Below are 26,122 nucleotides of genomic sequence, written 5' to 3'. Positions count from 1 at the left end.
TGCTGGTGATCGCGCGCGATGGCGACGCCGATCCCGCAGAACCTGGCCCCGTTCACCCTCGACGAGCTGGCGCGCGCGACCGGCGGGCGCGTGCTGAGGGCCGGGCCGGCGGCGCGGGGCATCTCGACCGATAGCCGCACGATCGCGCCCGGCGCGGCGTTCGTCGCGCTCGCCGGCGAGGCCTTCGACGGCCATCGGTTCCTCGGCGCCGCGGCGCAGCGTGGGGCGGCCGCGTTCGTCGTCTCCCGGGAGGTGGACCTGCCGCCCGAAGGCGGCGCGGTGCTCGTGGAGGACGGGCTCGCGGCGCTCGGGGCGCTGGCCAGCGCGCACCGCGAGCGGTGGCGCCGGGGCGCGTACGCGGACGGCCCGCGGGCGATCGTCGCGATCGGCGGCTCCGCCGGCAAGACGACGACGACGCGGGCCATCGCGGCGCTGCTCGCGGGCGCGGGCCGCGGCGACGTGCACGCGACCGCGGGCAACCTGAACAACGCCATCGGGCTGCCGATGACGTTGCTCGGTCTCGAGGACCGCCATCGCTTCGCCGTCGTCGAGATCGGCACGAACCACCGCGGCGAGGTCGCGGCCCTGGCGCGGATCGCGGCGCCGGACCTCGCCGTGCTGACGTCGATCGGCGTCGAGCACACCGAGGGGCTCGGCACGCTGGAGGACGTCGCCGCCGAGGAAGGGGACCTGCTCGCCGCGCTGCCGGCCGACGGGGTCGCCCTCGGCAACGGCGACGACGCGAAGGTGGTCGAGCAGCTCGAGCGCGCCGGCGCCGCGCGGCGCATCACCTACGGGTTCGGCGAGCGCGCGCAGCTCCGGATCGCGGGGCGACGGCCGGTCGGGGTGCGCGGCACCTCGGTGCGGATCGAGCGGGGAGGCGAGGCGCTGGAGATCGTGGTCCCGCTGCTCGGGGAGGCGGGGGCGCTGGCCGCGGCGGCGGCCGTCGCCGCGGTGGAGGAGGCGCTCGGCGAGCGGCTCTCGACGGAGCGGGCGGCTCGCGCCGCCGCGGGGCTCGCGCCGCCGGGGGACGGGCGGCTGTCGGTCCGCGAGCTGCCGGACGGGACCGTGATCATCGACGACAGCTACAACGCGAACCCCCTGTCGATGCGGTCGTCGCTCAGGACGGCGGTCGAGCTGGCCGAGGCGCTCGGGAAGCGGCTCGTCCTGCTGCTCGGCGAGATGCGCGAGCTCGGCGCGCTCGCGGCGGCGGAGCACGACGCGCTCGGCGATGCGGTCGGCGCCGCGCGCCCCGCCGCGCTGGTCGCCGTCGGCGGCGAGGCGGCGCGGATCGCGCGCGCCGCCGAAGCAGCCGGCGTGCGCGCGTGGTTCGCCGGCGACGCGAGCGCCGCCGCGAGCCGGGCGCTTCAGATCGTCGAGCGCGGCGATCTGGTGCTCGTGAAGGGCTCGCGCGGGATCAAGATGGAGCGGATCGTAGAAGAGCTCGCCGGGCGCGGCGGCGGCGCCTCGCCCTGAGCGCGCGCGCCTCTCGGGCGCTCGCCCGACGGGCGCGCGGTCACGCGCCGAGCGCGGCCCGCGCCTCGGCGACCGACTGGCCGAGCAGGACCTTCGCCTCCTCGTTGCTGCAGAAGGATCGCGAGATCATGCGATCGACATACAGCGTGCCGCGGAGGTGATCGACCTCGTGCTGGAGGATCCGGGCGGGCCAGCCGGTCGCCTGCCAGCGGACCTCCTTGCCGTCCGCGTCCACGCCGCTCACCTCGACCGACAGATCCCGCTCGACCAGCGCCATGTAGCCCGGAACGCTCAGGCAGCCCTCGAAGAACGTCGCCCGCCCCGCGCCCGCCGCGTCGGCCCCCGCCGGCAGCGACGGCGCGAGGACCTTCAGCGTCGGGTTGACGATCACCTGCAGCGGGAAGGGCACGCGGCCGCGCTCGGCGCGCTGCTCCGGCGTGAGGCGGGACATCAGCGCCTCGCCGTCCTCGAGCACGATCACCTGCTGGCCGACGCCGATCTGCGGCGCCGCGAGCCCCACGCCGGGCGCCTTGCGCATGACCGCGACCATCGTCGAGACGAGCTGCTTGAGCTGCTTCGTCCCGATCTCCTCGGGCGGGACGGGCGCGGCGGGCTTCCGCAGGACGGCTCTGCCTGCGAGGACGATGGGGGGGAGCTCCATGCCGCCGGGATGAACCGGCGCGCCCGCGGGCGCAAGCGCCGCCGGCGGGGGGAGCGGCGCGCGCGATGTCCTCGCGGCGAGGCGGGCGTGAGGGTAGAGGAGCGGCGCCGGGCCCGGCCCGGCTCGCCATGGCAGCGCCCCCTCCGCCCTCACCGGCCCGCGCACGCGCCCCGCGCCGGCCGCTCCGCCTCGCCGTCGCGCTCGCCCTCGCGGCGCTGACGCTCGCCGCCTTCGCCGCCGTGACGCTGCGGCTCAAGCTCGAGCCGAACGTCGCCTCGCTCCTGCCCGAGCGCGGCGACGCCGCCGCGCTGCGCCGGTACGTGCGCGGGTTCGGGGGCGGCGATCTCGGCGTCGTGATGGTGAAGGGGGACGACCCCGACGAGAACGCCGCCGTGGCCGCCGAGATCGCGCGGGCCCTCGCGGCGCGCCCGACCGTGCAGCGCGCCGCCGATCGCATCGACGCCTCGCGCGCGCTCGATCCGTGGCTCGCCTTCCGGCACGCGGACGCGCGCGTGCGGGAGCGGCTCGCCGCCGCGCTCTCGCCCGAGGGGATGCGCGAGCGCCTCGCCGAGACGCGCGCCATGCTGCTCGCGCCGGGCGGCGGCGCCGCGGCCGAGGCGATCGCGGCCGATCCGCTGCGGCTCGCGCAGCTCGTCTTCGAGTCCGCGGACATCGGCTCCGGGGTGCGCACGCAGGCCGACGGCGCGTTCGCCACGGACGACGGCAAGGTGCACCTCGTCCTGGTGCAGCCGGCCGGGCAGGCGCTCCGCGGCGCCGACGCGCGCGCCTTCGTCGCCGACGCGAACGCCGTCCTCGACCCGATCCGCGCGGCGCACCCGCGGCTCACGCTCGGGCTCACCGGCGGGCACGCCATCGCCGCCGCCACCGAGGAGATGCTCACGCGCGATCTCGCCGTCTCGGGCACGCTCTCGATGCTGCTCGCGTCCGCGGTCTTCGCGCTGCTCTTCCGCCGCCTGCGCGCGCTCGCCGCGGTGATGCCGCCGCTCGTGCTCGGGACCGTCTGGACCGCGGGGCTCGCCACGGCGCTCCCGGGCGGGCTCAGCGCGATCGCGGTCGCCTTCATGTCGGTCGTCGTGGGCGTCGGCGTCGACACCGGCGTGCACGTCTACGCCGCGCTGCTCGAGGCGCGGCGCGAGGGCCTCGATCCGGAGGCGGCCGGGCGCGCCGCGAGGGCGCGGACCTCCCGCGCGGTGCTCGTCGCCGCCGTCACCGCGGCGGCGGCGTTCGGCGCGCTCGCGCTGTCGGACATCAACGCCCTCCGGCAGCTCGGCCTCCTGTGCGCCGCGGGCGAGGTGCTCACGGCGCTCGCGATCGTCCTCGTGACGCCGGCCGTCGGCGCCTGGCTCGAGCGGGGGGCCCCGCCGCCCGAGGCGCCGGCGCGCTGGCCCGACGGCCTCTACCGGCTCACCCGGACCCGGGGCCGCGCGCTCGCGCTCGCCGCGCTCGCGGCGCTCCCCATCGCGGCGGTCGCCCTCGGCGCCGCGCCGCCGCTCGCCGAGGCCATCGTCGCGATCCGGCCCGCCGAGCTCGAGCCGCTCAAGGTGCAGCAGGCGATCTTCGACGCGTTCGGCGGGCGGCGCGGGCAGTGGGTGGTGCTCCTCGCGGACGGCGAGCAGGAGCGCGCCCGCGCCCGGGCCGACCGGCTCGCGGAGCGCCTCGCCTCGATGAAGGCCGACGTGGAGGCCGTCGACGCGCTCACCGCGCTCGCGCCCGCCCCCTCGACGCAGGCCGCGCGGTTCGCCGCGCGCGACGCGCTCGACCTGCCCGCGAAGGCCGGCGAGCTCGAGCGGGCGCTCCGCGACACGGGCTTCGCGCCCGAGCGCTTCTCGGCGGTGCTGGACGGCATGCGCGCGCCGCCGCGGCAGGAGGTCACGCTCGCCGATCTCGAGCGCGGCCCCGCGTCCATCCTGCTCTCGCGCTACCTCGGCGCGGACGGGGGCGAGGCGCTCGTCGCGCTGTACGTCCGGCCCCGCGAGGCCGGCTCGGTCGAGCGGATCGAGCGCGCGATCCGCGAGGAGGACCCGAAGGCCATGCTCACCGGCTACACCCGGCTCGAGGCGTCGCTCCGCGAGACGCTCGCGCACGACATGCCGCGGATCGCGATCGTCGCCGGTGCGCTCGTGCTGCTGGCGCTCTCGGCCTCCCTCCGCAGCGCGCGCGACATCGCGCTGGCCGCGCTCGTCGTCGCCTCCGAGATCTCGCTCGTGCTCCTGCTGATCCGGGTGATCGGCATCCCCCTGCACGCGTACGACGCGCTCGTCATCCCGGTGCTGCTCGGGATCACCGTGGACGAGGGCATGTTCCTGCTCCACCGCGCCCGCGACATCGAGGCGGCGGGCGGCGGCGACGCCGTGATCCGCGAGACGCTGCGCCACGAGGGGCCGGCGATCGCCGCCACCGCGCTGACCACGGCCGCGGGCTTCGCCGCGCTGGCGTTTTGCCGCTTCGACGGCCTCCGCGACCTGGGCCGGGTCGGCGCGCTCGGCAGCGCGGTCGGCCTCGTCGTCGCGCTCGTCGTGGTGCCGGCGGGGCTGCGGCTCTGGCCCCGACCCCACCGGCGCGCGTAACATCGCGGCGTTGTCGCCCCGGAGCCCCCTCCTCCTCCTCGCCCTCCTCGCGCTCGCGCGCCCCGCCGCGGCGCAGCCGTCGCCGCCGCCCGCCGCGCCGCCGCGCCCCGCCGCGCCGGCGCCCGCGCCGAAGCCGCCGCGCTCGGCCGTCGCCCGCGTCGTGGACGCGCTCGCGCGCTCGCTCGATCCCGTCGGCGGCCGCGCGCTCGTCGCGGCCGGCCCGCTCGCCTCGGACGCGCCGGCGCCGCGCGGCGCCCAGCTCGCGGCCGCGCTCGCCGCCCACCTCGCCGGCAAGCTCGGCGCCGGCGTGCGCGCGCACAAGGACGCGATCCCGCTGCCGCTCGCCCGCGACGCCGCGCGCGACGACGCGGCGCTCGTCCACCTCGCCGTCGAGGTCGCGGCGGGGCGGCTGCGCGTCACGGCCGACGTGTACCCGGTGCCGCGCACCGTCTGGGCGCGCATCCGCGATCCGGAGCCGGGGCCCATCGCCCACGCCTACGCCGAGGCGCCCCTCGACGCGGAGGTCCGCAGCTACCTCGCGCCGGTCCCGCTCGTCGCCGCCCGGGTCGATCGCGCGAAGAACTTCGAGGGCGACGTCGTCGCGCTCGCGTGCGGCGATCTCGACGCCGACGGCGCGCTCGAGATCCTGAGCGTGAGCCGGCGGCGCGTGACCACGCTGCGCCTCCGCGGCGGCCGGGTCGTGCCGCTCGCGTCGCGCTCGTGGCCGGACGTGGTCGCCGTGCACCCGTCGCCGCTCCGCGAGCCGCTCGCGTTCGCCACGCTCGTCGAGCGCGCGCGGGACGGCGAGCCCGAGCCGCCGTTCGCCGACGTCGGGCTCACCGATCGCGCGCGCAGCGTCCGCTTCGACGGCAAGCTGAACGCCCTCGCCGAGCTCCCGGGGCTGGCGATCCCGGACGCGGGCGGCTCGGCCTGCACGACGGCGTGGGGGCCGCTCCTCACCGGCCCGCTCGCGCCGTGCGCCCCGGCCGATCCGCCGCCGGCGACGCCGGCGCTCGCCGGCCGGTACGACGCGCTCGCGTCGGCGCAGCTCCTGTCGGCCCGGGGCGAGCCGTTCACGGTCTGGGCGGCGCGCGAGCGCGGCGCGGTCGAGCTCCGGGACAGCGCGGGCCGCCGCAAGCTCGTGGGCAGCGCCGGGGCGCAGCTCGCGATCGGCGATCTCGATCAGGACGGCGAGCCCGAGCTGCTCGCCAGCCTCGACGTGCTCGACCCGCTCGAGGACGCCGTCGTCGTCTTCTCGTGGCGGCGCCACCACGGCGGCCCTTCGCGCGCCGCGCCCCCGGAGATCCTGCGCCTCCCGGCGCCGGCGGGGGTGCGCGCGCTCGCGGTCTGCCCGCCCGACGGGCCCGGGCGCGCCCCGTTCGCCGTCGCGACGGCCGACGAGATCTGGGTGGTGCGGTGAGCCGCTCGCTCCCGCGCCGCGCCTTCCTCGGCGGCGCCGGCGCGCTGCTCGGCGCCGCCGCCCTCCCGGCGCGCGCCCGCGCCATGGGGCGCACCCCGCTCGGCGGTCGCATCACGATGCACCTCCCGTGGCCGACGAGCTCGCTCGACCCGCACGACCTGAGCGATCCGGCCGCGGCCCTGTTCGCGTCGGCGATCGCCGACAGCCTCTACGGCCTCGACGCGTCCGGGAACCCGTACCCGACGCTCACGTCCGCGCTCCCGTCGCGCGAGGGCGACGCCGCGGTCGTGCGCCTGCGCGACGGGCTGCGCACCGCGCGCCTCGTCAAGCTCGACGGCCGCGACGTCGTGAGCTCGGTCGAGCGCGCCCGCGCCCGCGGCGCCGCCGCGGTGCTCGCCGACGTCCCGAGGCCCGAGCGGCACCCGAAGGATCCGCTCGCCGCCGTGTTCCCGCGCGCGGACCCCGCCCGCGTCGCCCGCGCGCTCGCGTCGCCGATGGTCGCGCTCCTGCCGCGCGGCTTCGACCCCGCGTCGCCGGACGGCACCGGCGCCTTCCGGGCCGACCTCGGCCCGCGGCAGATCACGCTGACGCGCAACGACGTCGCCGCGCGCGGCGCTGCCTTCCTCGACGCGATCGACGTGATCCGCTCCGAGGACCTCACGACGTCGCTGCGCGCGTTCGAGACCGAGCGCGACGATCTCGGGTGGCTCGGCGCCGGGCTGCACGCGAACCGCCGCGGCGCCGTCCGCTTCGATCTCGGCGTCGCCGGCTGGATCGTGCTGACCACCGGCCCGGAGGCCGGCCCCTTCGGTCAGCCCGGCGTCGCGCAGCGGCTGGTCGACGCGCTGCCGCCCGAGCGCCTCGCGCACCTCGGCCTCTCGGGTCTGCCGAGGGCGCACGGCGATCCCGCGTGGGGCGGCCCCCCGGCCGAGCTGCTCGTGGACGAGTCCGCCGCGCACCTCGTCGAGGTCGCCGAGGCGGTCGCGCCGATCCTCTCGCGGCCCGGGCACGAGGTCACGGCCGAGCCCGTCTCGCGCGCGGAGCTCGGGCGCCGCCGCGCCCGCGGCAAGGCGGTGCTCGCGATCGAGCTCGTGCGCCCGCTCGGCCCCGGGCCCCTCCACGCGCTGCTCGCGCTCGCGACCGCCGACGACCGCGCCCGCGCGCTCGACCTCGCCCGCCACCCGCCGCGGCTCGCGCCCACCGCCGCCCCGCGCTCGCTCACCACGACGCTCCGCCTCGGCGTGATCTCCGAGGTCCGGATCGCGGGCGGCGTGCTGCCGGACGTCGCGCTCGCGCGCGCCGGGGGCGGCGAGGGCTGGGATCTCGGCGCCACGTTCCGTCGCTCCGCCGGGCGTTGAGGCGCGCGCCGATGTGGGGCAGCAGGCGCGACCGGCGGACCCGACAGGCGCGACCGACGCGACCGGCGCGACCCCCGGCAGCAGACGCGGCCGCACCGCGGCGGTTCGGTCGGGACGTCCGGGCGGGCGATGCGCGGCTGCGCCGACGGGGAGGGCTGCTTCCAGCGCTTGCGCCGGGGGGACATTTGGTTACTATCGGCTGGTCACGAACGTCACTGGCACTCGACACGACGCTTCTCTTCTCGGGGATCGCGGATTGATCGCGGACTGGACGACGCAACGTGTGGCGCACCGGGGGCTCCTCCCCAGCGCCGCCCTCCCTCGATCCCCCACGGCTCCATCGGGGCGGCAGGGCACTGTTCGGCACCGAAGCTGACGCATCTCGCAGAGCCGTGAAGTGAATCAGTGTCATGGGTACTCGCCTCTACGTTGGTAATCTCCCCTTCTCCGCCACCAAGGCCTCCGTGCAGGCTGCGTTTGCCCAGAGCGGCGAGGTGACGGATGTGCACATCGTGACCGACCGCGAGAGCGGGCAGTCGCGGGGTTTCGGGTTCGTCACGATGGGCACGCCTGAGCAGGCCCAGCAGGCGATCGAGCAGATGAACGGCGCCCTCATGGATGGCCGTCCGCTTCGCGTGAACGAGGCGGAGGAGCGGGTCCAGCGCGGCGGTGGCGGCGGCGGCGGCGGTTACGGCGGCGGCGGCGGCGGCGGTTACGGCGGCGGCGGCGGCGGCGGTGGTCGCGGCGGTCGTGGCGGTGGCGGCGGCGGTTACGGCGGCGGCGGCGGTGGTCGCGGCGGCCGCGGTGGTCGCGGCGGCGATCGGTACTGATCCGAGCTAGGACGACGTTCATGCGGCGGCGCTTCCCCAGGGAGGCGCCGCCGTTTTCGTTGGTGCGCTGCCCTCACCGCCGATGCCATCCCCCCTTTCTTTGCAGCTCAAACCATCTCCGCGGGCGATCTCGCTCTACTACTTCGGCATCTTCGCCGTCCTCGGCGTGTACCTGCCGCTGTTCCCGAGCTGGCTCGAGGGGCGGGGGGCCCGGGGCCTCGCGATGGGGGCGATCGCGGCGACGCTCCCCGCGATGGGCCTCGTCGCGCCGCCGGTGTTCGGCCTCATCGCCGACGCGCTCGGCGTGCGCGTGTGGCTGATCCGGGCGGCCTGCGCCGGCGCCCTCGCCGTGTTCGCGCTGCTCGCGCTGTCGTCGGCGCTCGACGTCTCGCTCGGCTTCGGCGGGCTCTTCGCCGCGGCGCTCGCGTTCGCGTTCTTCCGCGCGCCGATGTTCACCATGGCCGACGTGGTCGCGATCGAGACGTCGCTGACCTCCGGGATCGCCTACGGCCGGCTCAGGCTCTGGGGATCGATCAGCTTCGCGCTGCTGGCGATCGTCAGCGGGGCGCTCATCGATCCGGCGCGGCCGGCGGCGTTCCCGGTCGCGATCACCGCCGCGCTGCTGGTCGCGTTCGCCCTCTCGTGGGCGCTCCCGGCGGGCGCCGAGGCGCCGCTCCAGCGCCTCGGCCAGCGAGGCGGCGCGCGGGGCGTGGAGAGCGCGGAGGGCGCGGCGGCCGCCGGCGGCTCCGTGCGCGAGCGCGCGCGCGCCCTCCTCGGGAGCCGCGACTTCCGCCTGTTCCTCGCGGCGTCGTTCCTGGCCCAGAGCGCGAACTCCTCCTACGACCTCTGTTACACGCTGCACCTGCGCGACGTCGGTTTTCCCGAGCCGCTGGTGGGGGTCGCGTGGGCCGTCGGCGTCGCCGGCGAGATCGCGCTCATGGCGTTCTCCGGCCCCCTGCTCCAGCGGTTCGCGCCGCCCGTGGCGCTCGCCGTTGCCTTCGCCGGCGCCTCGCTCCGCTGGGCCCTGCTCTCGCAGGTGCGCTTCTGGCCCGCCCTGCTCGCCCTCCAGCCGCTCCACGCGGTCTCCTTCGCCATGATGTGGGTCGCCTCGCTCGCCTACACGCGGGATCGCGCCCCGCCGCAGATCCTCGCCACGGCGCAGGGGCTGTTCTCCGCAAGCGCCGGGGCTGGATCCGTCATCGGAATGCTGACGTGGGGCGAGCTCTACAAACGCGGGGGCGGCGCCCTCACGTTCGGCGTCGCCTCGATCACGGCTGCGATAGCATTCGTCCTGGCTGTGACCTTCGCGCGATCGACGCGACGTTCATTGTCAGGGAGCTCAATTTTTTCTGCCGGCTCCCAGTGCCAGGAGTAACGTTACGTTTTCCGCAGCACGCGTAGGCGCGCGCGGGCATTACCTAAACGAGGCGAGCATGTGCGGGATCGTCGGATACGTTGGGTCGAAAAAAGCGGCGCCGATCATCGTCGAAGGGCTGCGCAAGCTGGAGTATCGGGGCTACGACTCGGCCGGCATTGCCATTCATGACGGCAAGGGCATCGAGATCGTCCGGACGCTCGGCAAGCTGATCAAGCTCAGCGAGGCGCTCGAGAAGCGGACCCTCGACGGCACCACGGGCATCGGCCACACGCGGTGGGCGACGCACGGCCGCCCGAGCGAGGTCAACGCCCACCCGCACTCCGCGGGCCCGGTGGCCGTCGTGCACAACGGCATCATCGAGAACCACGTCGCCATCCGGCAGCAGCTGGAGGGCCAGGGCGTCAAGTTCCTCTCCGACACGGACACCGAGATCGTCGCTCACCTCGTCCACCGCGAGCTCCAGAAGGGCGCCAAGTCGCTCTTCGAGGCCGTGCGCGGGTCGCTCCGGCAGGTCCACGGCGCCTACGCGATCGCGGTCGTCTCGCGCGATCAGCCCGACGTCATCGTCGTCGCCCGCTACGGCTCGCCGCTCGTCGTCGGCGTCGGCGAGAACGAGATGCTGTGCGGCAGCGACATCCCCGCGCTCCTCTCGCACACCCGCGACATGATCTTCCTCGAGGACGGCGACATCGCCGAGCTGCGCGCCGACGGCGTCCGCATCGAGACCGTGGCCGGGAGCGACAAGGTCGAGCGGCGCGTGAAGCGCATCGACTGGAGCCCCGTCCAGGCGGAGCGCGGCGGCTACAAGCACTTCATGCTGAAGGAGATCCACGAGCAGCCCGACGTCGTCGAGGCGACGCTGCGCGGCAGGATCGATCTCGCCGCCGGCGACGTGCACGCGACCGAGATCGGGGTCACGCCCGAGTTCGCGAAGGAGCTGCGCCGGGTCTACATCGTCGCCTGCGGCACGAGCCACCACGCCGGCATCGCCGGGCGCTACTGGATCGAGCAGCTCGCCCGCGTCCCCACGGTGGTCGAGCTCGCGAGCGAGGTCCGCTACCGCGAGCCGATCTTCTTCCCCGACGACCTCGTCATCGCCATCAGCCAGTCGGGCGAGACCGCCGACACGCTCGCGGCCCTCAAGGCGGCGAAGGCGCAAGGCGCCAAGGTGCTCGCGCTGTGCAACGTGCTCGACAGCGCGATCCCGCGCCTCTCCGACGGCGCGCTCTACACGCACGCCGGCCCCGAGATCGGCGTCGCCTCGACCAAGGCGTTCACCACGCAGCTCGCCGCGCTGCTCCTGCTCTCGGTCTACCTCGGCCGCCGCCGCGACTCGCTCTCCGCCGATCGCGGGCGCGAGATCCTCCAGGCGCTCTGGGAGACCCCGAGCCACATGCGCGAGGTGCTCGGCGACGCCGACTACGTGCACGCCATCGCGAAGCGGCTCGTCCACGCGAAGGACGTCCTCTTCCTCGGGCGCGGCCTCGGCTTCCCGATCGCGCTCGAGGGCGCGCTCAAGCTCAAGGAGATCTCGTACGCCCACGCGGAGGGCTACGCCGCCGGCGAGATGAAGCACGGGCCGATCGCCCTCATCGACGAGAACCTCCCCGTGATCGTCGTCTGCCCGCGCGACGCGCACTACGACAAGACCTTCTCCAACCTGCAGGAGGTCCGGGCGCGCGAGGGGCAGGTCGTCGCCATCGCCACGAAGGGCGACGAGTCGATCCTCGAGATCGCGCAGCACCACGTCTGGATCCCGAAGGTGCCGGACGAGGTGGGGCCGCTCCTCACGGTGCTGCCGCTCCAGCTCATCGCCTATTACGTCGCCAACCTGAAGGGCAACGACGTCGACCAGCCGCGCAACCTCGCGAAGACGGTCACGGTCGAGTAGCGGCGCTCCCCCGCGGCGGGGCCGCTCCGGCGCGCGGGCGGCCCTGGCCGGGCGGCGCGCCGGCCCGCCTGCGCGCCGGCGCGGGGCCGCGGCTATGCTGCGCGCATGCGCATCCCCGGCAGAACGGAGCGGCGGGTCGTCGCGGCCATCCTCGTGACCGCGCTCATCCCGCTCGTCGCCAGCATCGTGGTCGCCAGGACGGTGATCGCGCGGGTGTCGGCGACGGCGTTCCAGCCCGAGTTCGGCGTCCACCTCGACAGGGCGCTCGGCGTGTACGCCGAGCTCGCCGCCGCCATCAAGCAGGGCATGCGCTCCGAGGCCGAGGCGATCGCCGCGGCGGACCCGCTGCGCCGGAGCGCCTTCGCCGGGGACGCGGAGCTCCTCGGCGCCGAGCTCGCGCGCATCATCGCGGCGCACCCCGCGCTGGTCTCCCTGCGCGTCGAGCGCTGCGGCGGCGAGCTCGTCGGCGCGCGGGAGCGCGGAAGGCCGGTGGATCCGGCGCGCGAGAAGACGCTCACGGTCCGGAAGGCGATCGAGCGCGCCCCCGGCTCGGCCGCCGGGCCCGCGCCCCGCGAAGGGCCCGCGCCCCCCGCGGAGCCCACGCACGACGACGGGGACTGCGAGGGCGACGCGAGGGCGCTCGTCGCGACGTTCGCCGCGCCGAGCGCCCGCTTCGACGAGCTCGAGTCCGCGCAGGCGTTCGCGCAGGCGTACCGCGCGCTCGAGCGCGAGCACCGCAAGGAGTACCTCGACGAGAGCTACGGCGACGCGTTCGCCGCGCTGCTCGGCGCGACGATCGTCCTCGCCGTGCTCGCCGGCGTGCTCGTCGCGCGCCCCGTGGTCGATCGCATCGCGCGGCTCGCCGCGGCCACGCGGCCCGTCGCCGAGGGCGATCTCTCGGTGCGCGTCGCGCTGCAGGGCGACGACGAGGTCGCCGATCTCGGCCGCGCCTTCGACCGCATGCTCGAGGAGCTCGAGGGCAGCCGCGCGCGGATCGAGTTCCTGAAGCGCATGGGCGAGTGGCAGAAGATGGCGCGGCACCTCGCGCACGAGATCAAGAACCCGCTGACGCCGATCCAGCTCGCCGTCGAGGAGTGCCACCGCCGCTATGCGGGCAGCGACCCGGCCTACCAGCGCCTGCTGCAGACCACGCTCGAGGTCGTCGAGGAGGAGGTCGGCACGCTGCGCCGGCTCGTCGGCGAGTTCTCCAATTTCGCGCGGCTCCCGCAGGCCGAGCTCGAGCCCGCGGATCTCGCGGAGTTCCTGCGGGAGCAGGGCGAGCGCTTCGCCGCGGTGGAGGAGGCGGGGCGCGAGCACGCCTCGGACGAGGCGCTGCTCGGGCGCGTCGACCTCGAGTTCGACGTGCCGGCCGCCCCGATGCCTGCCGCGCTCGATCGCGAGATGCTCCGGCGCGCGCTCGGCAACATCGTGCGCAACGCGGCGCAGGCGCTGCGCGACGCGCAGCGGGCAGCGCCGGGCGGGAGCGCAGCAGCGCGCCCCGGCGCGCTCTGGGGGCGGGTCCGCGTCTCGGCGCGGAGCGAGGGGCAGAGCCACCTCATCGCGATCGACGACGACGGGCCGGGCATCGATCCCGCCGTGCGCGACTCGGTGTTCGATCCCTACGTCACGACGCGGTACGACGGCACGGGGCTCGGCCTGAGCATCGTGAAGAAGATCGTCGTCGACCACGGCGGCACCATCGACGTGCTCGATTCTCCGCTCGGGGGCGCGCGCTTCGTCATCCGGCTCCCGCGCGCGGGCACGCCCGCGGCGCGCGCCGCGCAGCGGGCCGAGGGCGAGGGCGGGCCGCGCTCGACCTCGCCGCGCGGGGCGGGCGGACCTGGAGGCCCGGCGGCGCTCGGGCGCGAGGCCTTCTCCGACGGCGATCGCGAGGACGCTCGTTGAGGTCTCGTGGCGCCGGCGGAGGCCCCAGCGCCACGAAAGCGCGCCGACGCGTCGGTTGGTGTCAGGAGATGCTTGACCAGCCGGCCCCGCTTTGCCATGTTCGCCCGCGGAGAGGTGACCGAGAGGCCGAAGGTGCCTGATTCGAAATCAGGTGTACCCGCAAGGGTACCGCGGGTTCGAATCCCGCTCTCTCCGCTACGCTTGGCTGCTTGCCCCCGCTGAACCAGGTGGGCTCTGACCGCCCGCTCTCTCGCGGGCGGCGCCGGTCCGGCAGAAGCGGGGCGCGTCGAAGAAGGTTCGGGAGAGGTGACCGAGTGGTCGAAGGTGCACGACTGGAAATCGTGTGTACGGCAACGTACCGCGGGTTCGAATCCCGCCCTCTCCGCCAAGCTGAACAGTCCGCCGACTCCTGGTGGTGAGCTCCCCGAAACGAGCCCGCAGGAAGTCCGCAAGAAAAAAAGAGGATGAGGCCGAGCGTCAGCTGCGCTCGGGATCCGCGGCCGGTCGCTGAGGCGACGCCCGGATTCTGGATGCGCCGCCTCGGTCCGATGCCGCGTGGGAGTTGCGGCGGCGTCCTTCAACCTCGGTCGGGCCGAGGCAGAGATCTGTCCCGAGCGACGGGTGCGGCGCCCGGAGACGATCCCGCGCAGGACGTGGCGAGGCGAGCGCTGTCTGCTGGGCGCGGAGCGTCGGCGCGTGAGGAATGCGCAGGAAGGCGCGAGGACGCGTGGAACGCGGCGGACGAGCGCGGCAAAGGATGCGCGGCAAAGGAAGCGCAGCAAAAGAAGGAAGCGACCGGCGCGAACGCTTGTGCTATCAGCCGGCCGACCGACGCGCCCTTGACCGGCTCGCGCCGGACGACAAGGCTCCCGCCGGACGGCAGCGACGACGACGACGACGATGATGACGATGCGCCACGAGCGGGCCCGAGACGCTTGACAGGCGGAGGGCCGCCTTGTAGAAGTTGCGCCCCTTTTTGGCAGGCGCCCTTCCGGAGTTTTTCGCCCAATGAATCCTCAGCCCAAGTCCTTTTCTGCCAAGCCTGCGGAGGCCCGCAACGAGCGTACGTGGTGGGTGATCGACGCGGAAGGCAAGCCCCTCGGCCGCCTTGCAAGCCGCATCGCCATGGTGCTTCGCGGCAAGAACAAGCCCACGTTCACGCCGCACGTCGACACCGGCGACTTCGTGATCGTCGTGAACGCCAAGAAGGTCCTTCTGACCGGCCGCAAGCTCCAGCAGAAGAACTACGTGCGGCACAGCGGTGAGCCGGGCGGCTTCCGCTCCGAGGCGTACGGTCACCTGCTCGAGCGCAAGCCGGAGCTCCCCATCCAGAAGGCCGTGAAGGGCATGCTCCCGAAGAATGTGCTCGGGCGCGAGCTCCTTACCAAGCTCAAGGTCTACGCCGGTCCCGATCACCCCCACGCGGCGCAGAAGCCGCAGCCCCTTAGCTACAGCTGAGCAAAGCCATGACGGAAACGAGAACGTACGCCACTGGGAAGCGTAAGACCGCGGTCGCGCGCGTCTTCCTCTCGCCGGGCACCGGCAACATCAAGGTGAACAAGAGGCCCGCCGACGAGTACTTCGTCCGCGAGACCTCGCGCATGGTGATGCGTCAGTCGCTGGAGCTGCTGGAGCTGCTCGAACAGTTCGACGTGAACGCGACCGTCGTCGGCGGTGGGCACAGCGCCCAGGCCGAGGCGATGCGGCACGGCATCGCGCGCGCCCTGTGCGAGCTCGATCCGGAGCGCAGGTCGTCGCTCAAGCGCGCGGGCTTCCTCACGCGCGACGCGCGCAAGAAGGAGCGCAAGAAGTACGGCCAGCCCGGCGCCCGTAAGCGCTTCCAGTACTCGAAGCGCTAGCAGGCCCGGCAGCTGCCCATCGGGGCGGATGCCATGGCAAGGACATCGAGGACGCGAGGGATCTTCCCTCTGCGTCCTCGTTGCTTTTTGTCCTCGGCCGCGCGAGGCGCTGCGCTACATCGTCTCCGGCGGACCCTCGCGATCGATGAGCGCGCCGCGATCGAGCGGACCTCTCGGCCCGCCCGGCGTCACATCGTCTCCGGCGGACTCTTGCGCTCGGGGCCCTCGATGAGCGCGCCGCGATCGAGCGGACCTCTCGGCCCGCCCGGCGTCACATCGTCTCCGGCGGACTCTTGAGATCGGGGCCCTCGATGATCTCTCCCTCATCGTCCCCGGCGCCTTCGGGCGGCTTCGCCTCGGGCTCGCTCGGCCCGCTCGGCCCGGCCGCGGGCGCCGCGGAGACCGTGGCCTCGCTGCCGGCGGCTGCGGGGGGCGGCGGCGTCGGCTCCGCGACCTCGGGCTTCACCGGCTCGGGCGGCGGCTCGGGCAGCGGGATGGCGTCGAGCCGCTTGTCGAGGGCCTCTTTCGCCGCGGCGAACGCCGCGCGATCGACGCCGGGCATCACGCGCTCGCCGTCGAGCTGGAGCGTCTCGGCGTCGAAGTACTTGCCGTCCTTCTTCGCGCTGAAGTGAAGGTGCGGGCCCGTCGAGCGGCCCGTCGACCCCACGTACCCGACGAGCTGGTGCGTGCCCACCTTCATGCCGACCTTGATGCCGGGGGCATACCTCGACAGGTGCGCGTAGCCGGTGCTGACGCCGTTCGGATGCAGGACGGTGACGAGGTTACCGCTCGGACCCGCGGGGCCGACCCACTCGACGACGCCGCGATACGCCGAGTACACCGGCGTTCCCGTCGGCGCGCCGAAGTCCGTCCCGTTGTGGGGCATCCTCTTCTTCAACACCGGGTGCATCCGCTGCGGGTTGAACTTCGACGTCACGGGCGCGCCCGGGACCGGCGCGCGCCAGCCGCCCGCGTACGGCTGCCGGCCGCGCTCGTCGAAGTAGCCGCGGGCCTCCTGCCCCTTGAAATCGTAGATGCGCAGCGGCTTCTCGGCGGGATCCGCGGGCCGGTACTCGAGCGCGATGATCTTCTTGTACCGGGAGAACATCCCGAGCGCCGTCTCCTCCATGGCGATCAGCCGGACGATGCTCCCTTCCTCGAAGCTCTCCGTCGACATGCGCCCGCTCAGCGCCTCGTCGATCACGTCGAGCACGCCCGGCTCCAGGCCGCCCGACCGGTACGCGGTCGTGAGATCCTTCCCGACGTAGAAGGCCGCGACGACCTCCTCCTCGGCGATCTTCATGTCGAGCGTGGTGCCCGCGAGCAGCCCGGCCGCGTCCTCCCGCGCCTGGTAGATCTCGCTCGCCGAGACCTCGTACTCGAAGGCGCGGACGCGGCGCGTGGAGCGGTCCATCGCGACCGTGAACCGATCCTTGCGGCCGCACTTGTCGAACTTCCGCAGCCCGTCGAAGGCCTTCATGATCCGGTAGATCTGCGCCTTCGGCACGCCCTTCTCGTCGAGGGCCGTGATGAACGACCGGCGGTCCATCACGTCGCTCGCCACGATCACGGACGAGTCCTTCGCGAGCTCGGAGATCCGCCACGGGCCCGGCAGCGGCGTGCGCGTCTTGGCCTTCACCTCGGGCGCGGCGGCGGGCTTCCCGGCCTCTTCCGTGCCCGTGGCCGAGCCCGCCGGGCTCCCCGCGACGAGCGCGCGCTCGTCGCGCACCGGGACGCCCTGGATCAGGAGCGCGATCAGCGAGGTGAGCGTCGCGAGGCCGAAGATGCCGCCGAAGACCGCGGTCATGCGCGGTGAGAGGTGCGGCCCGGGAGGCGGCCGGCTGAGGCCGGCGGGCAGACGCGGGCCGTCGGCCGCGCCGGATCCCGCGTAGGGGCCGCCGTCGGCGAGAGATGGGCGGGAGGACCGCGGATCGCTGCCGCGCGACCAGGGCGCGGCGCCGCGCCCGCGAGAAGAAGGAGGAGGGAGCTGCGTCCACGACGGCGACGAGCGCGCGCGCAGATCGCCGCCGCGCGACCAGGGCGCGGCAGGAGCGCTCTCCGCCCGGCGGTGTCCCACGAGCGGCGCGGCCAGCGGCGGCGTGGCAGGCCTGCTGGAGGTGTCGAGCGCGTCATCCGTCACGTCGGCGGCGCTGCTGCGCTCGATGTCCGCGCGCGGCGCGTGGTGCGGGACGATGCCGGGCTCGGCGCGCGGCGCGTCCCGCGGGGTGGCGTCGGCCTCCGCGCGCGGCGCTCCCAGCAGGGCGGCGGCGCCGGGCTGTTCGCGCGGCGCTCCCTGCAGGGCGGCGGCGCCGGGCCCCGACGCCCTGCCGGCGTCTTCGTTCCGCTCCTCGGAGCGGTCCGCGGCGTCCGGCCCTCCGGGAGCCTCGAGCGGGTTCTGGGGTACTGCACTCGGCACGCCGACGTGCGTACCAAGGCATCGCCGGGGTTGCAACCGCGCGGCCACCCGATCCGCGCAAGGGTTGCGCGGAAGACCGACCGCATCGTACGCCGGTCGCGTAAGCTGGCGGGCCTCATGGACGACAGGCTGAAGCAGCTTCTGGTTCTCGGCAGGGAGCACTACGAGCGGCGCGAGTACGATCTGGCCGAGCACGCCCTGCGGCAGATCCTCGAGAAGACCGATCGGTTCGCGGACGTCTTCAACATGCTCGGCGTCATCCTCCACGAGCGCGGCGATTTCCTCGCGGCCGAGGCCCACTTCGAGCGCGCGGTGCAGCTGAACGAGCACTACACGGAAGCGCTGCTGAACCTCGCCGTCACGTACAACGACCTCGGCAAATACGAGGCGGCGCGACAGGTCTACTCCCGCATCCGCCGCGGCGAGGGGGACGGCGGCGTCCTCGACCCGTTCGCGCGCGGCAAGATCGCCAACATGCATGCCGATCTCGCGCAGGCCTACGCCGACGCGGGCTGCGCGCAGGAAGCGATCGCCGAGCTGAAGCGCGCCGTGGCGCTGTGCCCGACGTTCGTCGATCTCCAGCTGCGCCTCGGCACGATGTACCGCGACGCCGGCAATCTGGCGCTCGCCCGGGAGCACTACGCCGCCGCGCGCGACGCCAACCCGAAGTACGCGCCTGCGCGCGTGTTGCTCGGGGTCGCGCTGCACTCCCTCGGTGCGCCCGATCTCGCGATCGCCGAGTGGCGCGAGGCGCTCGCGATCGAGCCCGACAACAAGACGGCGAAGATGTACCTTCGCATGGTGGAGGCGCAGCGGAGCGGGAACACCGCGGGCGCGGCGTCGCGCGAAGCGACGTCGACCGCCCCGAGGAGCGCCTCCTGGGACGCGCTCGACGAGTCGACCCCCACGGAGGTGAGCGACCTCCTGTCCTCGCTGTCACCCGACGCGGCCGATGACGCGGATCGCCCCACACCGGAAGGCAACCCCTGAACGTTGGCGAAATACTCTCTGCTCCGAGAGGAGGCGCGCCGCGCGTGGCGCGAGCTCCGTGGCAGCGAGCTGTCGGCCGGCCGGACGGCCGTGGCGGTGGCGATCGGCCTGTTCATCGGATCGCAGCCGATCTTCGGCTGCCACACGCCGCTCGTCCTCCTGCTCTGCCTGTGGTTCCGTCTGGACGCGGCGATTGCCTGGGTCGCCGCGAACATTTCCAACCCCTTGTTCGCGCCAGCGCTGCTCACGGCCGAGTTCCAGGTCGGGGCGTACCTCCGCACCGGGCGCTGGCTGCGCCTTCATGAGAAGATGAGCTGGGCGCAAGCACTGTCCGAGTTCCCCGAGTACATGCTCCTCGGCGCGCCCGTGGTCGGGCTCGCGCTCGCCGCGCTCGGCGGCGGTCTGGTCTTCGCGCTCGTCGCGATGAAGCGGCGCCGCGCGCCCTCGCTGCAGCGCGGCGGGATGGAGCCGTATCGGCTCCCGGAGGACGCGCCGCCGTGGGTCCACGCGATCGAGCGCGTCGCCGCGAGGTACAGCCCGCAAGAAGGCGCAACGCCGGCGCAGCGCACCCGGTTTCACTATGTCCGCTTCAAGCTGCTCGGCGATCCCGTCGCGCGGCTGATTGCCGACATCGCCGGCGACCGCCCCGGCGCGCTGGGGGAGGTCCTCGATATCGGGACCGGGGCTGGCCAGCTGCCGATTCTCCTGCTCGAGCTGGGCCGGGCCGCGCGCGTGCGCGGGTTCGACTGGGACCGCGCCAAGATAGAGGACGCGCGCCGCGCGAGCGGCGGCAATCCGGGCGCGCCTCAGCCGCCGTCGTCCGAGCCGCCCGGCTCGTCCGGCGAGCAGCCCGCCCACCACGCCGCCCCTCCGCTGGCCGCCGAGTTCTGGTGCGCAGACGCGCGCGAGGCCGAGCTGGGAGACGCAGACACCGTGCTGCTCATCGACCTGCTCCACTACTTTCGCGTCGAGGAGCAGGACGCGATCCTGCGGCGCGCGGCGGCCGCGGTCCGACCGGGAGGGCGCCTGCTCGTCCGCGAGGCGGACACCGAGCGCGGCCTGAGGAGCTCGATCACCCTCCTCGAGGAGCGCATCTTCACCGCGCTTCGATTCAACCGGGGCGAGCGGGTGCGTTTCCGCCCTGCCCGGGAGATCGTCGCGCTCCTCGAGCAGCTCGGCTTCTCGTGCGAGACGAGGCCCGCCTGGGGGAAAACGCCGTTCTCGAATGTCCTCATCGTCGGGACCCGGGCGGATCGCTGAGCCCGAGTCGCGCTTCCGCCGAGATCCCTTCACGCACCGCCGTCGCGACGCCCCTCGGCGGTGTCACCGGGGCGCCCGGTCCAGCGTGCAAGCTCGGCCCGGTGGCTCGACTGTCGATCGAGCGCCGCGCGGCTCCGATGAGCATCGCAGATGGTCAGAACCTGTCCAGCGCGGTAGCCGTTGGGTCTCGCCGGTTCACGCCGCTCACGAGGCGCGGTATCCGCTGAGAAACTCCCATGTGGCACAGACCATGCTTAAGCCTTGACCAAGGGCCTGGCGCCGGTCCCTGTTGTCCAGGTCCCTGTCTGATCCACAGAGGCCGAGAGCGCCCGAGGGCCCTCTTCGCTGGAGGCCGGGCTCGCCCACGTTGCAAGTTCGCAATATCCGCCTAGGGCGTCCTGCCCAGATGTCTGTGAAGGTGCGTTGGCCTCCATCCCGTTACGGGGCGAGGCGATGCCTCGCAGGCGCAACCCTCGGTGCCCGACGGGAACTCGGAGGGAGGCGGCGCGGTCCAGGCGCTCACAGCCGAGGCGCTCGCGCCGCGCCGATCGTGCTCTGCCACCTTGGCAATCCCGACCACTTGCGGTCCACACAGCTAGATGTGGTGGTCCTTCGATGTTGCCCCACGACATGTTGGGGGTCTTCGGGTGAGGTGACGCTGCCCGTCTCCCGCGCGGACGACAGGAGCGCGCGCAGGGCGGCTCGGTAACCCGGCGTCCTGAGCGCCGCCGGAGCGCGCCTGGGCGCACAGCGGCTGTCGGGCGCAGCTCCCGCGTTGCATCGCTGGGCGGATCCGCTCAGCAGCGGTCGGGCGGGAGCTTTCGGGCCGCGCGCGCGGATTTCTCCACCGCGCGTGCGGGGGTCTCCACGGTGCTACGCGGAGAGAGCATTGCTGGGGGAGTTTTCCTGAGGGGGGTCCGGAAGCGTGTACGGCTGCGGAGCTTGCTCCGCCCCGATGTGCGACGTCTCCGCGCCTGCCTGGGGAGCTCCTGGCTCGCCACGATTTCCCCTGCTGCGCTTGGAGGAAGGCTGGACGTCGACCTCCGTTGGCTCGGCCGGACCCGCCCGGCGGGCGCCGAGGCCGGCTTCAGCGGGAAAAGTACTTGGTAGCCCGCTTCTCTCCTTTCGACGTGATCTTCTTCTCGACGAGCAGCTTCCGAATCGGGAGGGTGAGCTCCTTCGTGGTGGTGCCCAGATCCTTGGCGATCTGCTCCACGCCCTGGCCGCTGTTGGCCCGGATGTGCTCCAGGACCTTCTGCGTCATGGCGGCGAGCTCTTCCTTCGAGCGCTTCTCGCCCTTCTTGCGAGCGGGCTTCGCGGCGCGCGCGGGGCGCCCCGCCGCCTTCTTCACCTCCGCAGCCGGCTGGGGAGCGGCCTTGGCCCGACCCGCCTTGCGCGGCGCGGCGACGGCAGCGGCCGGCTGGCCCTCCCCCCGCAAGGCGTCGGCGACGGCCTCGAGAGCCGCTTTGCGGACAAGTCCGCTCAGCTGAGAGACGAATGCATCAACGTGGCTTTTGATCTCGGTTTCGACGTTGCTCATTGGATCTCGCGTCCCATGAATAGCTAGAGTTGTCAACTGCTGAACAGCACCTTGGTTGAAAATAATTCGAGAGGTGTCCCCCCTCATCCCCTTCATCCCCTCAGCTTGCGTCGGGGACCCGCGCTCGCGAGCTCCCCGTCCCGCCGTCCCCTCATGGCGTGCTGGGGCGACCGGTCGAGCCGGACTCCACCAGCCAGCACGTCTCCCCAGCGGCGTCGCTCCGCGAAGCCAAGCCTGGTGGCTTCGCTCCGCGGGGCGAAGCCCGATGGCACCGCTCCGCGAAGCCAGGCTCTGCCCAAACCCAGGAGGGGTGCGATGGACAGCGCCGTGCTCCTCTCTGCGCCGCGCCGCGGCCTCTCCTGCTGCCGCGCGGCGCGCGCCGCGGGCAGACCCGTAACCGCGGGGAGCCAGCGACATTCCCACGAAGGTTGGCTTTCCTGTGCTCCGGACACAAGCGACCCACCTCGCATCAGCCGAAGCGGGCGCCTGACCGAGGGAGCGCGGAGGGGCCTGACCCCCCCGGGTGAGCCGCCCTCGTTGAGGAAAGGTGTCATGGACGAGGCCGCCGTTCCAGCCCACCCCGGTGCGCTGGACCGGAGGTCTTTCATTTCTGCATTCCGCTCTGCGCCGGCGGCGTGTCTGTATGCCCGAGCTTTCGTCTCCGGACCGAGCCGCTCTCCGGGATCGACCGCAACGTGTCCGCCGCCGATCCGCCCTCCGGCGCTGTCGACGTCATGAGGGCTACCCCACCCGCCTGCCAGGGCGGCCCCCCGGCGGAGCGGCGCGAAGGCCCGAGGCGGTCGCGCCCACCCATGTTGCAGCACCGAGGCCACCTCGCCTCGGGCGTGGCTGCGTCTTTTTGCGGCTGTGCTGGAGCTGCCCAGCCTACGGCCGTGTCCCCCAAACCGCTCGCCGCGACCGCGACCCGGCCGCCGCCCCGGCAAGCCGGAAGTCTGCCCGCGGGAGGTCTCGAGGCCGCCGCTCCTGCTCAGCCGCTCATCCTGACTCAGGCGGTGACACTCGCGCTGGGCACCAGGGTGACGCTCGCCCGCGGCTCGCCCCAGCTCGCGGGCGCAGAGCGCTCCGCCGCCGCCGAGGGCGACATCGATCCCCTGAGCGGGGCGGCGGTGATGGACGCTGCTGGACAGTTCGTCACTCCTCGGCTGTTCGACGCGCACTCCCACCTCGGGGTCCACCCGACACCAGGTGCAGCGGCGCACCTGGACGGCAGCGAACGGGGACCAGATTCGGGACCGGTGGCGCCGCAGGCTCAGTCCGCCGATGCCTTCTGGCCACAGGACCCGGGTATCGAACGGGCAGTCGCTGGTGGTGTTACGACCATACAAGTCCTTTCGGGTTCAGGCAACCTGATTAGAGGGTGCGCGGTAAAGATGGAGCGCCGGCCGGGCATCGGGGCCTCCCAGATGCTTCCCAGATGCTTCCCAGATGGCCCCCAGACGCGCGTCACCGTGGCGCCCGGCGGGCCGAAAGTGGCTTGCGGGGAGAACCCGAAGCGCAGCTACGGCGAGGACAAGCGGGCACCGATGGCCGGCCTGGGCAACCTCGCTCTCCAGCGGGCGGCCTCTCTCAAGGCCAAGAAGCTCCAGACGGACTGGGCGCGATGAGGCGACGAGGAGTCGCGCAAGATTGCGACCGAGGCGAAGACGCCGCCGCCCGCGAGGCCACGAAGGAGGAACGCGCGACACCCGAGACCTGCTCCTGGGAGGTCTTGCGAAGATCTTGCCGCTCGGCCGCCTCTCGGATCGAGGGCGCGTCTCGAGGCGAGCCGCGCGCGATGAGCCACCACCGCTGTCGTCTCCGCCGCCGGCCACACGAGCGATGGCGACACAGGCGAGGGCTCGGGCGCCGTGATCATGAGGACCCCGACGCCGGCGCGCGCGACGAGCGGGGCGGCGCCGCGAGCGTGCCCCAGACGAAGCCGCGCAATCGCGGCGCCGAGCCGCTCGTCGCGCTCACGCGAGTCGCGCGCGACGAGCGGGGCGGCGCGACTGTCGCGCAGATCACGTCGCCTCCGCGGCCCGCGCCGTTCGGGCGGCCGGCGTGAGATCTCGACCTGGGCGTTCTGCCTCGCCCGCGCCGCGCGCCGCGCCGCGCCGCGTGACGGCGTTTCCGAGGCGTCACGGAGCGCCGCGCGGGCAGCGTCGCCCCTGTGCGCCGGAGGGGCCGTGATCGGGGCGCTTGCTGCCGGCGCGCGCGACTTCTAGATCGTTCCGGCCGTGGTCAACCCGAGCGCCAAGCAGGATCCCGAAGCCCTCCTCGCAGCCAAGCTCGCCTCGCTCCCGACGAAGCCTGGCTGCTATCTGTTCATCGACAAGACGGGCGCCGTCGTCTACGTCGGCAAGGCGAAGAGCCTGCGCTCGCGCGTCCGCAGCTACTTTCAGGAGAGCGGGAGCGACGCCCGGTACTTCATCCCGATACTCCGGAAGATCGTGGCCGATCTGGAGACGGTGGTGACCGCCACCGAGAAGGAGGCGGCCGTACTGGAGAACGAGCTCGTCAAGCAGCACAAGCCGCGGTTCAACGTCAAGCTGCGTGACGACAAGGACTTCCTCTGCCTCAAGCTCGACACGCAGAAGGAGTGGCCGATGCTCGAGACGGTCCGCCGCCCCGCGCCGGACAAGGCCCGCTATTTCGGCCCGTACCACTCGGCGACGAGCGCGCGGCGGACGCTCCACCTGGTCAACAAACACTTCCAGCTCCGCACCTGCTCCGATGCCGAGATGGCGTCGCGGCGGCGCCCGTGCCTCCAGTACCAGATCAAGCGGTGCCTCGCGCCGTGCGTGATGGATGTGGATCGCGAGCTCTATACGGAGATGGTCCGCTCGGTCGCGCTCTTCCTCGAGGGGCGCCACGACGAGCTCACGGGCGAGCTCACCGCGCGTATGCGGGACGCGTCGCGGGAGCTCGAGTTCGAGCGCGCCGCCATCTACCGCGATCAGCTCCGGGCGGTCGAGGCGGTGCGGGAAGCGCAGCGCGTCGTCTACGTGAAGGACGTCGATCAAGACGTGGTGGGCCTCTACCGCGAGGGGACGCTCGTGGAGGTCGAAGTGATCATGGTGCGCCAGGGGCGCGTGACAGACACGCTGTCCTTCTCGCTCCGCAACATGGAGCTGCCCGACGACGAGGTGCTCGGCGGCTTCCTCAACGAGTACTATGGCGTCGCGTCCACCACGATCCCCGATGAGGTCCTCGTGCCGGTGTTGCCCGACGGCGCCGAGGGCGTCGCGGAGTGGCTCAGCGATCGGCGCGGCCGCAAGGTGACGCTCTTCGTGCCTCAGCGCGGGCCCCGCGTCGACCTGCTCAAGATGGCGAACGAGAACGCGGCTCACGCGTTCCGGGAGAAGCAGAGGAGCTCCGACGATCTCGAGGCCCGCCTCGAGGAGCTCAGGGAGCGCCTCCGACTCCCGACGCTCCCGCGTCGCATCGAGTGCTGCGACATCTCGCATCTCGGCGGCGGCGACACGGTGGGATCGATCGTGGCGCTCCTCGACGGCCAGCCCGACAAGAAGCGCTACCGCAGCTTCAACGTGAAGAGCGTGGCCGACGGCGACGACTACGCCGCGATGTACGAGGTGCTCGCGCGGCGCTTCCGCCGCGGCAAGGCCGCTCGCCCGGCGAGCCCGCCGGCCGTCGCGGACGACGCGGAGAGCGGCGCCTCCGAGGCGGCCGCGAGCGACCTGCCCGAAAGCGAGGCGGCCGAGGGCGTGGCTGACGACGCGTTCGAGAACGAGGCGCCGGAGGGCGAAACGATCGAGAACGAGGCGCCGGAGGGCGAAACGATCGAGGCGGACGCGGCCGTAGAGACGGTCGACCCGGCGAGCGCGGGCGACGCTCCGCCGGAGACAGAAGCGGCGCTGGCGACCGCGGAGCGGCAGGCCGCCGGCTCGGCCAGCGAGGCGCCGAAGAGCGCGCAGTCCGGCGGAACCGAGTGGGATCTGCCGGATCTGCTCGTGGTCGACGGCGGGCGCGGCCAGCTCCAAGTCGCGCTGTCGGCGGCGCGCGATCTCGGCCTGCACGGCCTCCCGATCGTCGGTCTCGCGAAGGAGCGCGAGACGCAGTCCGGCGAGAAGCTCGTCGACCGCGTCTACCTGCCTGGCCAGAAGAACGGTATCCCGCTCCGCTCCACGAGCTCGGCCCTCTTCTTCCTGGCGCGGGCGCGCGACGAGGCGCACCGATTCGCCAATCACGCGCGCAAGCGGCTGGGCAAGGCGCGGCGCCTCCGCTCCGAGATCGAGGACATCCCGGGGCTCGGCAGCGCAGTGAGGACGGCGCTCCTGCGGGAGCTCGGCTCGCTGGAGGGCGTGCGCCGCGCGACCGACGCGCAGATCCTGGCGGTCACCGGCGTGACCAAGCGCCACCTGTCCGCGCTGCGCAAAGTCATCCCGTCTCCCGAGGCCTCGCCGTCCGCCGCGCCCGCCGAGGGCGGCGGCGATCCCGAGAAGGCTCCGGGGCTCACCCGGTGAGCGCGCGCGGGCCGCGGCGCGATGGACGCGATGGACCGGTGTAAAGATCACGCTGCGACCGAATAG

Annotated in this window: 17 protein-coding genes and 2 tRNA genes; 16 read left to right on the top strand and 3 right to left on the bottom strand. The window is 73.6% G+C overall.

The genetic code is table 11. The features are described 5' to 3' along the window. Nucleotides 1-18 precede the first annotated feature (18 nt). A complete protein-coding gene (locus WME83_RS42920) occupies nucleotides 19-1,476 on the top strand; it encodes a UDP-N-acetylmuramoyl-tripeptide--D-alanyl-D-alanine ligase (protein WP_437315491.1) in 1,458 nt (485 codons plus the stop codon). Between the two features lie 40 nt (nucleotides 1,477-1,516). Here WME83_RS42920 and WME83_RS42915 read toward each other — a convergent pair whose 3' ends face one another. Next, nucleotides 1,517-2,137 carry a peptide deformylase gene (locus WME83_RS42915; protein ID WP_437315490.1) on the bottom strand — a complete coding sequence of 207 codons (621 nt, stop codon included), beginning with the start codon at nucleotides 2,135-2,137 and terminating at the stop codon, nucleotides 1,517-1,519. Between the two features lie 128 nt (nucleotides 2,138-2,265). Between WME83_RS42915 and WME83_RS42910 the strand changes: the two genes are divergently transcribed. The 11 genes from WME83_RS42910 (at nucleotide 2,266) to rpsI (ending at nucleotide 15,366) form a co-directional block, all read left to right on the top strand. Next, complete coding sequence (locus WME83_RS42910; protein WP_437315489.1) at nucleotides 2,266-4,725, top strand: MMPL family transporter; 2,460 nt, start codon at nucleotides 2,266-2,268, stop codon at nucleotides 4,723-4,725. 10 nt (nucleotides 4,726-4,735) lie between these two features. Beyond that, on the top strand, nucleotides 4,736-6,145 hold the full coding sequence (locus WME83_RS42905; RefSeq protein WP_437315488.1) for a hypothetical protein: 1,410 nt from the start codon (nucleotides 4,736-4,738) through the stop codon (nucleotides 6,143-6,145). Further along, complete coding sequence (locus WME83_RS42900) at nucleotides 6,142-7,503, top strand: hypothetical protein (protein WP_437315487.1); 1,362 nt, start codon at nucleotides 6,142-6,144, stop codon at nucleotides 7,501-7,503. Before WME83_RS42905 ends, WME83_RS42900 begins: the two co-directional genes overlap by 4 nt. Nucleotides 7,504-7,913: 410 nt before the next feature. After that, nucleotides 7,914-8,333, top strand: coding sequence for an RNA recognition motif domain-containing protein (locus WME83_RS42895; RefSeq protein ID WP_129579465.1), 420 nt, complete (start codon nucleotides 7,914-7,916; stop codon nucleotides 8,331-8,333). 100 nt (nucleotides 8,334-8,433) lie between these two features. Beyond that, nucleotides 8,434-9,708 (top strand): MFS transporter, encoded by a 1,275-nt coding sequence (locus tag WME83_RS42890; protein ID WP_437315486.1) that lies wholly within the window; start codon nucleotides 8,434-8,436, stop codon nucleotides 9,706-9,708. Nucleotides 9,709-9,766: 58 nt separating this feature from the next. Then, nucleotides 9,767-11,602, top strand: a complete 1,836-nt coding sequence (glmS, locus tag WME83_RS42885; protein WP_437315485.1) for a glutamine--fructose-6-phosphate transaminase (isomerizing) — start codon at nucleotides 9,767-9,769, stop codon at nucleotides 11,600-11,602. Between the two features lie 105 nt (nucleotides 11,603-11,707). After that, nucleotides 11,708-13,507 (top strand): sensor histidine kinase, encoded by a 1,800-nt coding sequence (locus tag WME83_RS42880; RefSeq protein WP_437315484.1) that lies wholly within the window; start codon nucleotides 11,708-11,710, stop codon nucleotides 13,505-13,507. A gap of 108 nt (nucleotides 13,508-13,615) precedes the next feature. After that, nucleotides 13,616-13,702: transfer RNA gene (locus tag WME83_RS42875), tRNA-Ser, on the top strand. A 105-nt stretch (nucleotides 13,703-13,807) separates the two neighbouring features. After that, a tRNA-Ser gene (locus WME83_RS42870) sits at nucleotides 13,808-13,895 on the top strand. A 620-nt stretch (nucleotides 13,896-14,515) separates the two neighbouring features. Beyond that, the gene (gene rplM, locus WME83_RS42865; protein WP_020740461.1) at nucleotides 14,516-14,965 is read left to right on the top strand and encodes a 50S ribosomal protein L13; all 450 of its coding nucleotides are present in this window, start codon (nucleotides 14,516-14,518) and stop codon (nucleotides 14,963-14,965) included. Nucleotides 14,966-14,973: 8 nt separating this feature from the next. Then, nucleotides 14,974-15,366, top strand: a complete 393-nt coding sequence (gene rpsI / locus WME83_RS42860) for a 30S ribosomal protein S9 (protein WP_020740460.1) — start codon at nucleotides 14,974-14,976, stop codon at nucleotides 15,364-15,366. Nucleotides 15,367-15,637: 271 nt separating this feature from the next. Here the strand turns inward: rpsI and WME83_RS42855 are convergent, their stop codons facing one another. After that, complete coding sequence (locus WME83_RS42855; RefSeq protein ID WP_437315483.1) at nucleotides 15,638-17,782, bottom strand: peptidoglycan DD-metalloendopeptidase family protein; 2,145 nt, start codon at nucleotides 17,780-17,782, stop codon at nucleotides 15,638-15,640. A 117-nt stretch (nucleotides 17,783-17,899) separates the two neighbouring features. Between WME83_RS42855 and WME83_RS42850 the strand changes: the two genes are divergently transcribed. Both WME83_RS42850 and WME83_RS42845 read left to right on the top strand, forming a co-directional pair. After that, nucleotides 17,900-18,772: a tetratricopeptide repeat protein gene (locus tag WME83_RS42850; protein WP_437315482.1), complete on the top strand. Its 873-nt coding sequence runs from the start codon at nucleotides 17,900-17,902 to the stop codon at nucleotides 18,770-18,772. 3 nt (nucleotides 18,773-18,775) lie between these two features. Then, nucleotides 18,776-20,032, top strand: coding sequence for a DUF2062 domain-containing protein (locus tag WME83_RS42845; protein WP_437315481.1), 1,257 nt, complete (start codon nucleotides 18,776-18,778; stop codon nucleotides 20,030-20,032). A gap of 1,087 nt (nucleotides 20,033-21,119) precedes the next feature. Here WME83_RS42845 and WME83_RS42840 read toward each other — a convergent pair. Then, on the bottom strand, nucleotides 21,120-21,572 hold the full coding sequence (locus tag WME83_RS42840) for a DNA-binding protein (RefSeq protein WP_437315480.1): 453 nt from the start codon (nucleotides 21,570-21,572) through the stop codon (nucleotides 21,120-21,122). 893 nt (nucleotides 21,573-22,465) lie between these two features. Between WME83_RS42840 and WME83_RS42835 the strand changes: the two genes are divergently transcribed. Next, a complete protein-coding gene (locus tag WME83_RS42835; RefSeq protein WP_437315479.1) occupies nucleotides 22,466-23,197 on the top strand; it encodes a hypothetical protein in 732 nt (243 codons plus the stop codon). Nucleotides 23,198-23,809: 612 nt separating this feature from the next. Then, a complete protein-coding gene (uvrC, locus tag WME83_RS42830) occupies nucleotides 23,810-26,056 on the top strand; it encodes an excinuclease ABC subunit UvrC (RefSeq protein WP_437315478.1) in 2,247 nt (748 codons plus the stop codon). Nucleotides 26,057-26,122: the final 66 nt, after the last annotated feature.

Source organism: Sorangium sp. So ce385, from assembly GCF_051474135.1.
GTDB classification, from domain to species: Bacteria; Myxococcota_A; Polyangia; order Polyangiales; family Polyangiaceae; genus Sorangium; species Sorangium cellulosum_D.
The sequence above is the reverse complement of the archived record's forward strand: the minus strand, read 5'-3'. Positions and strand labels throughout refer to the sequence as shown.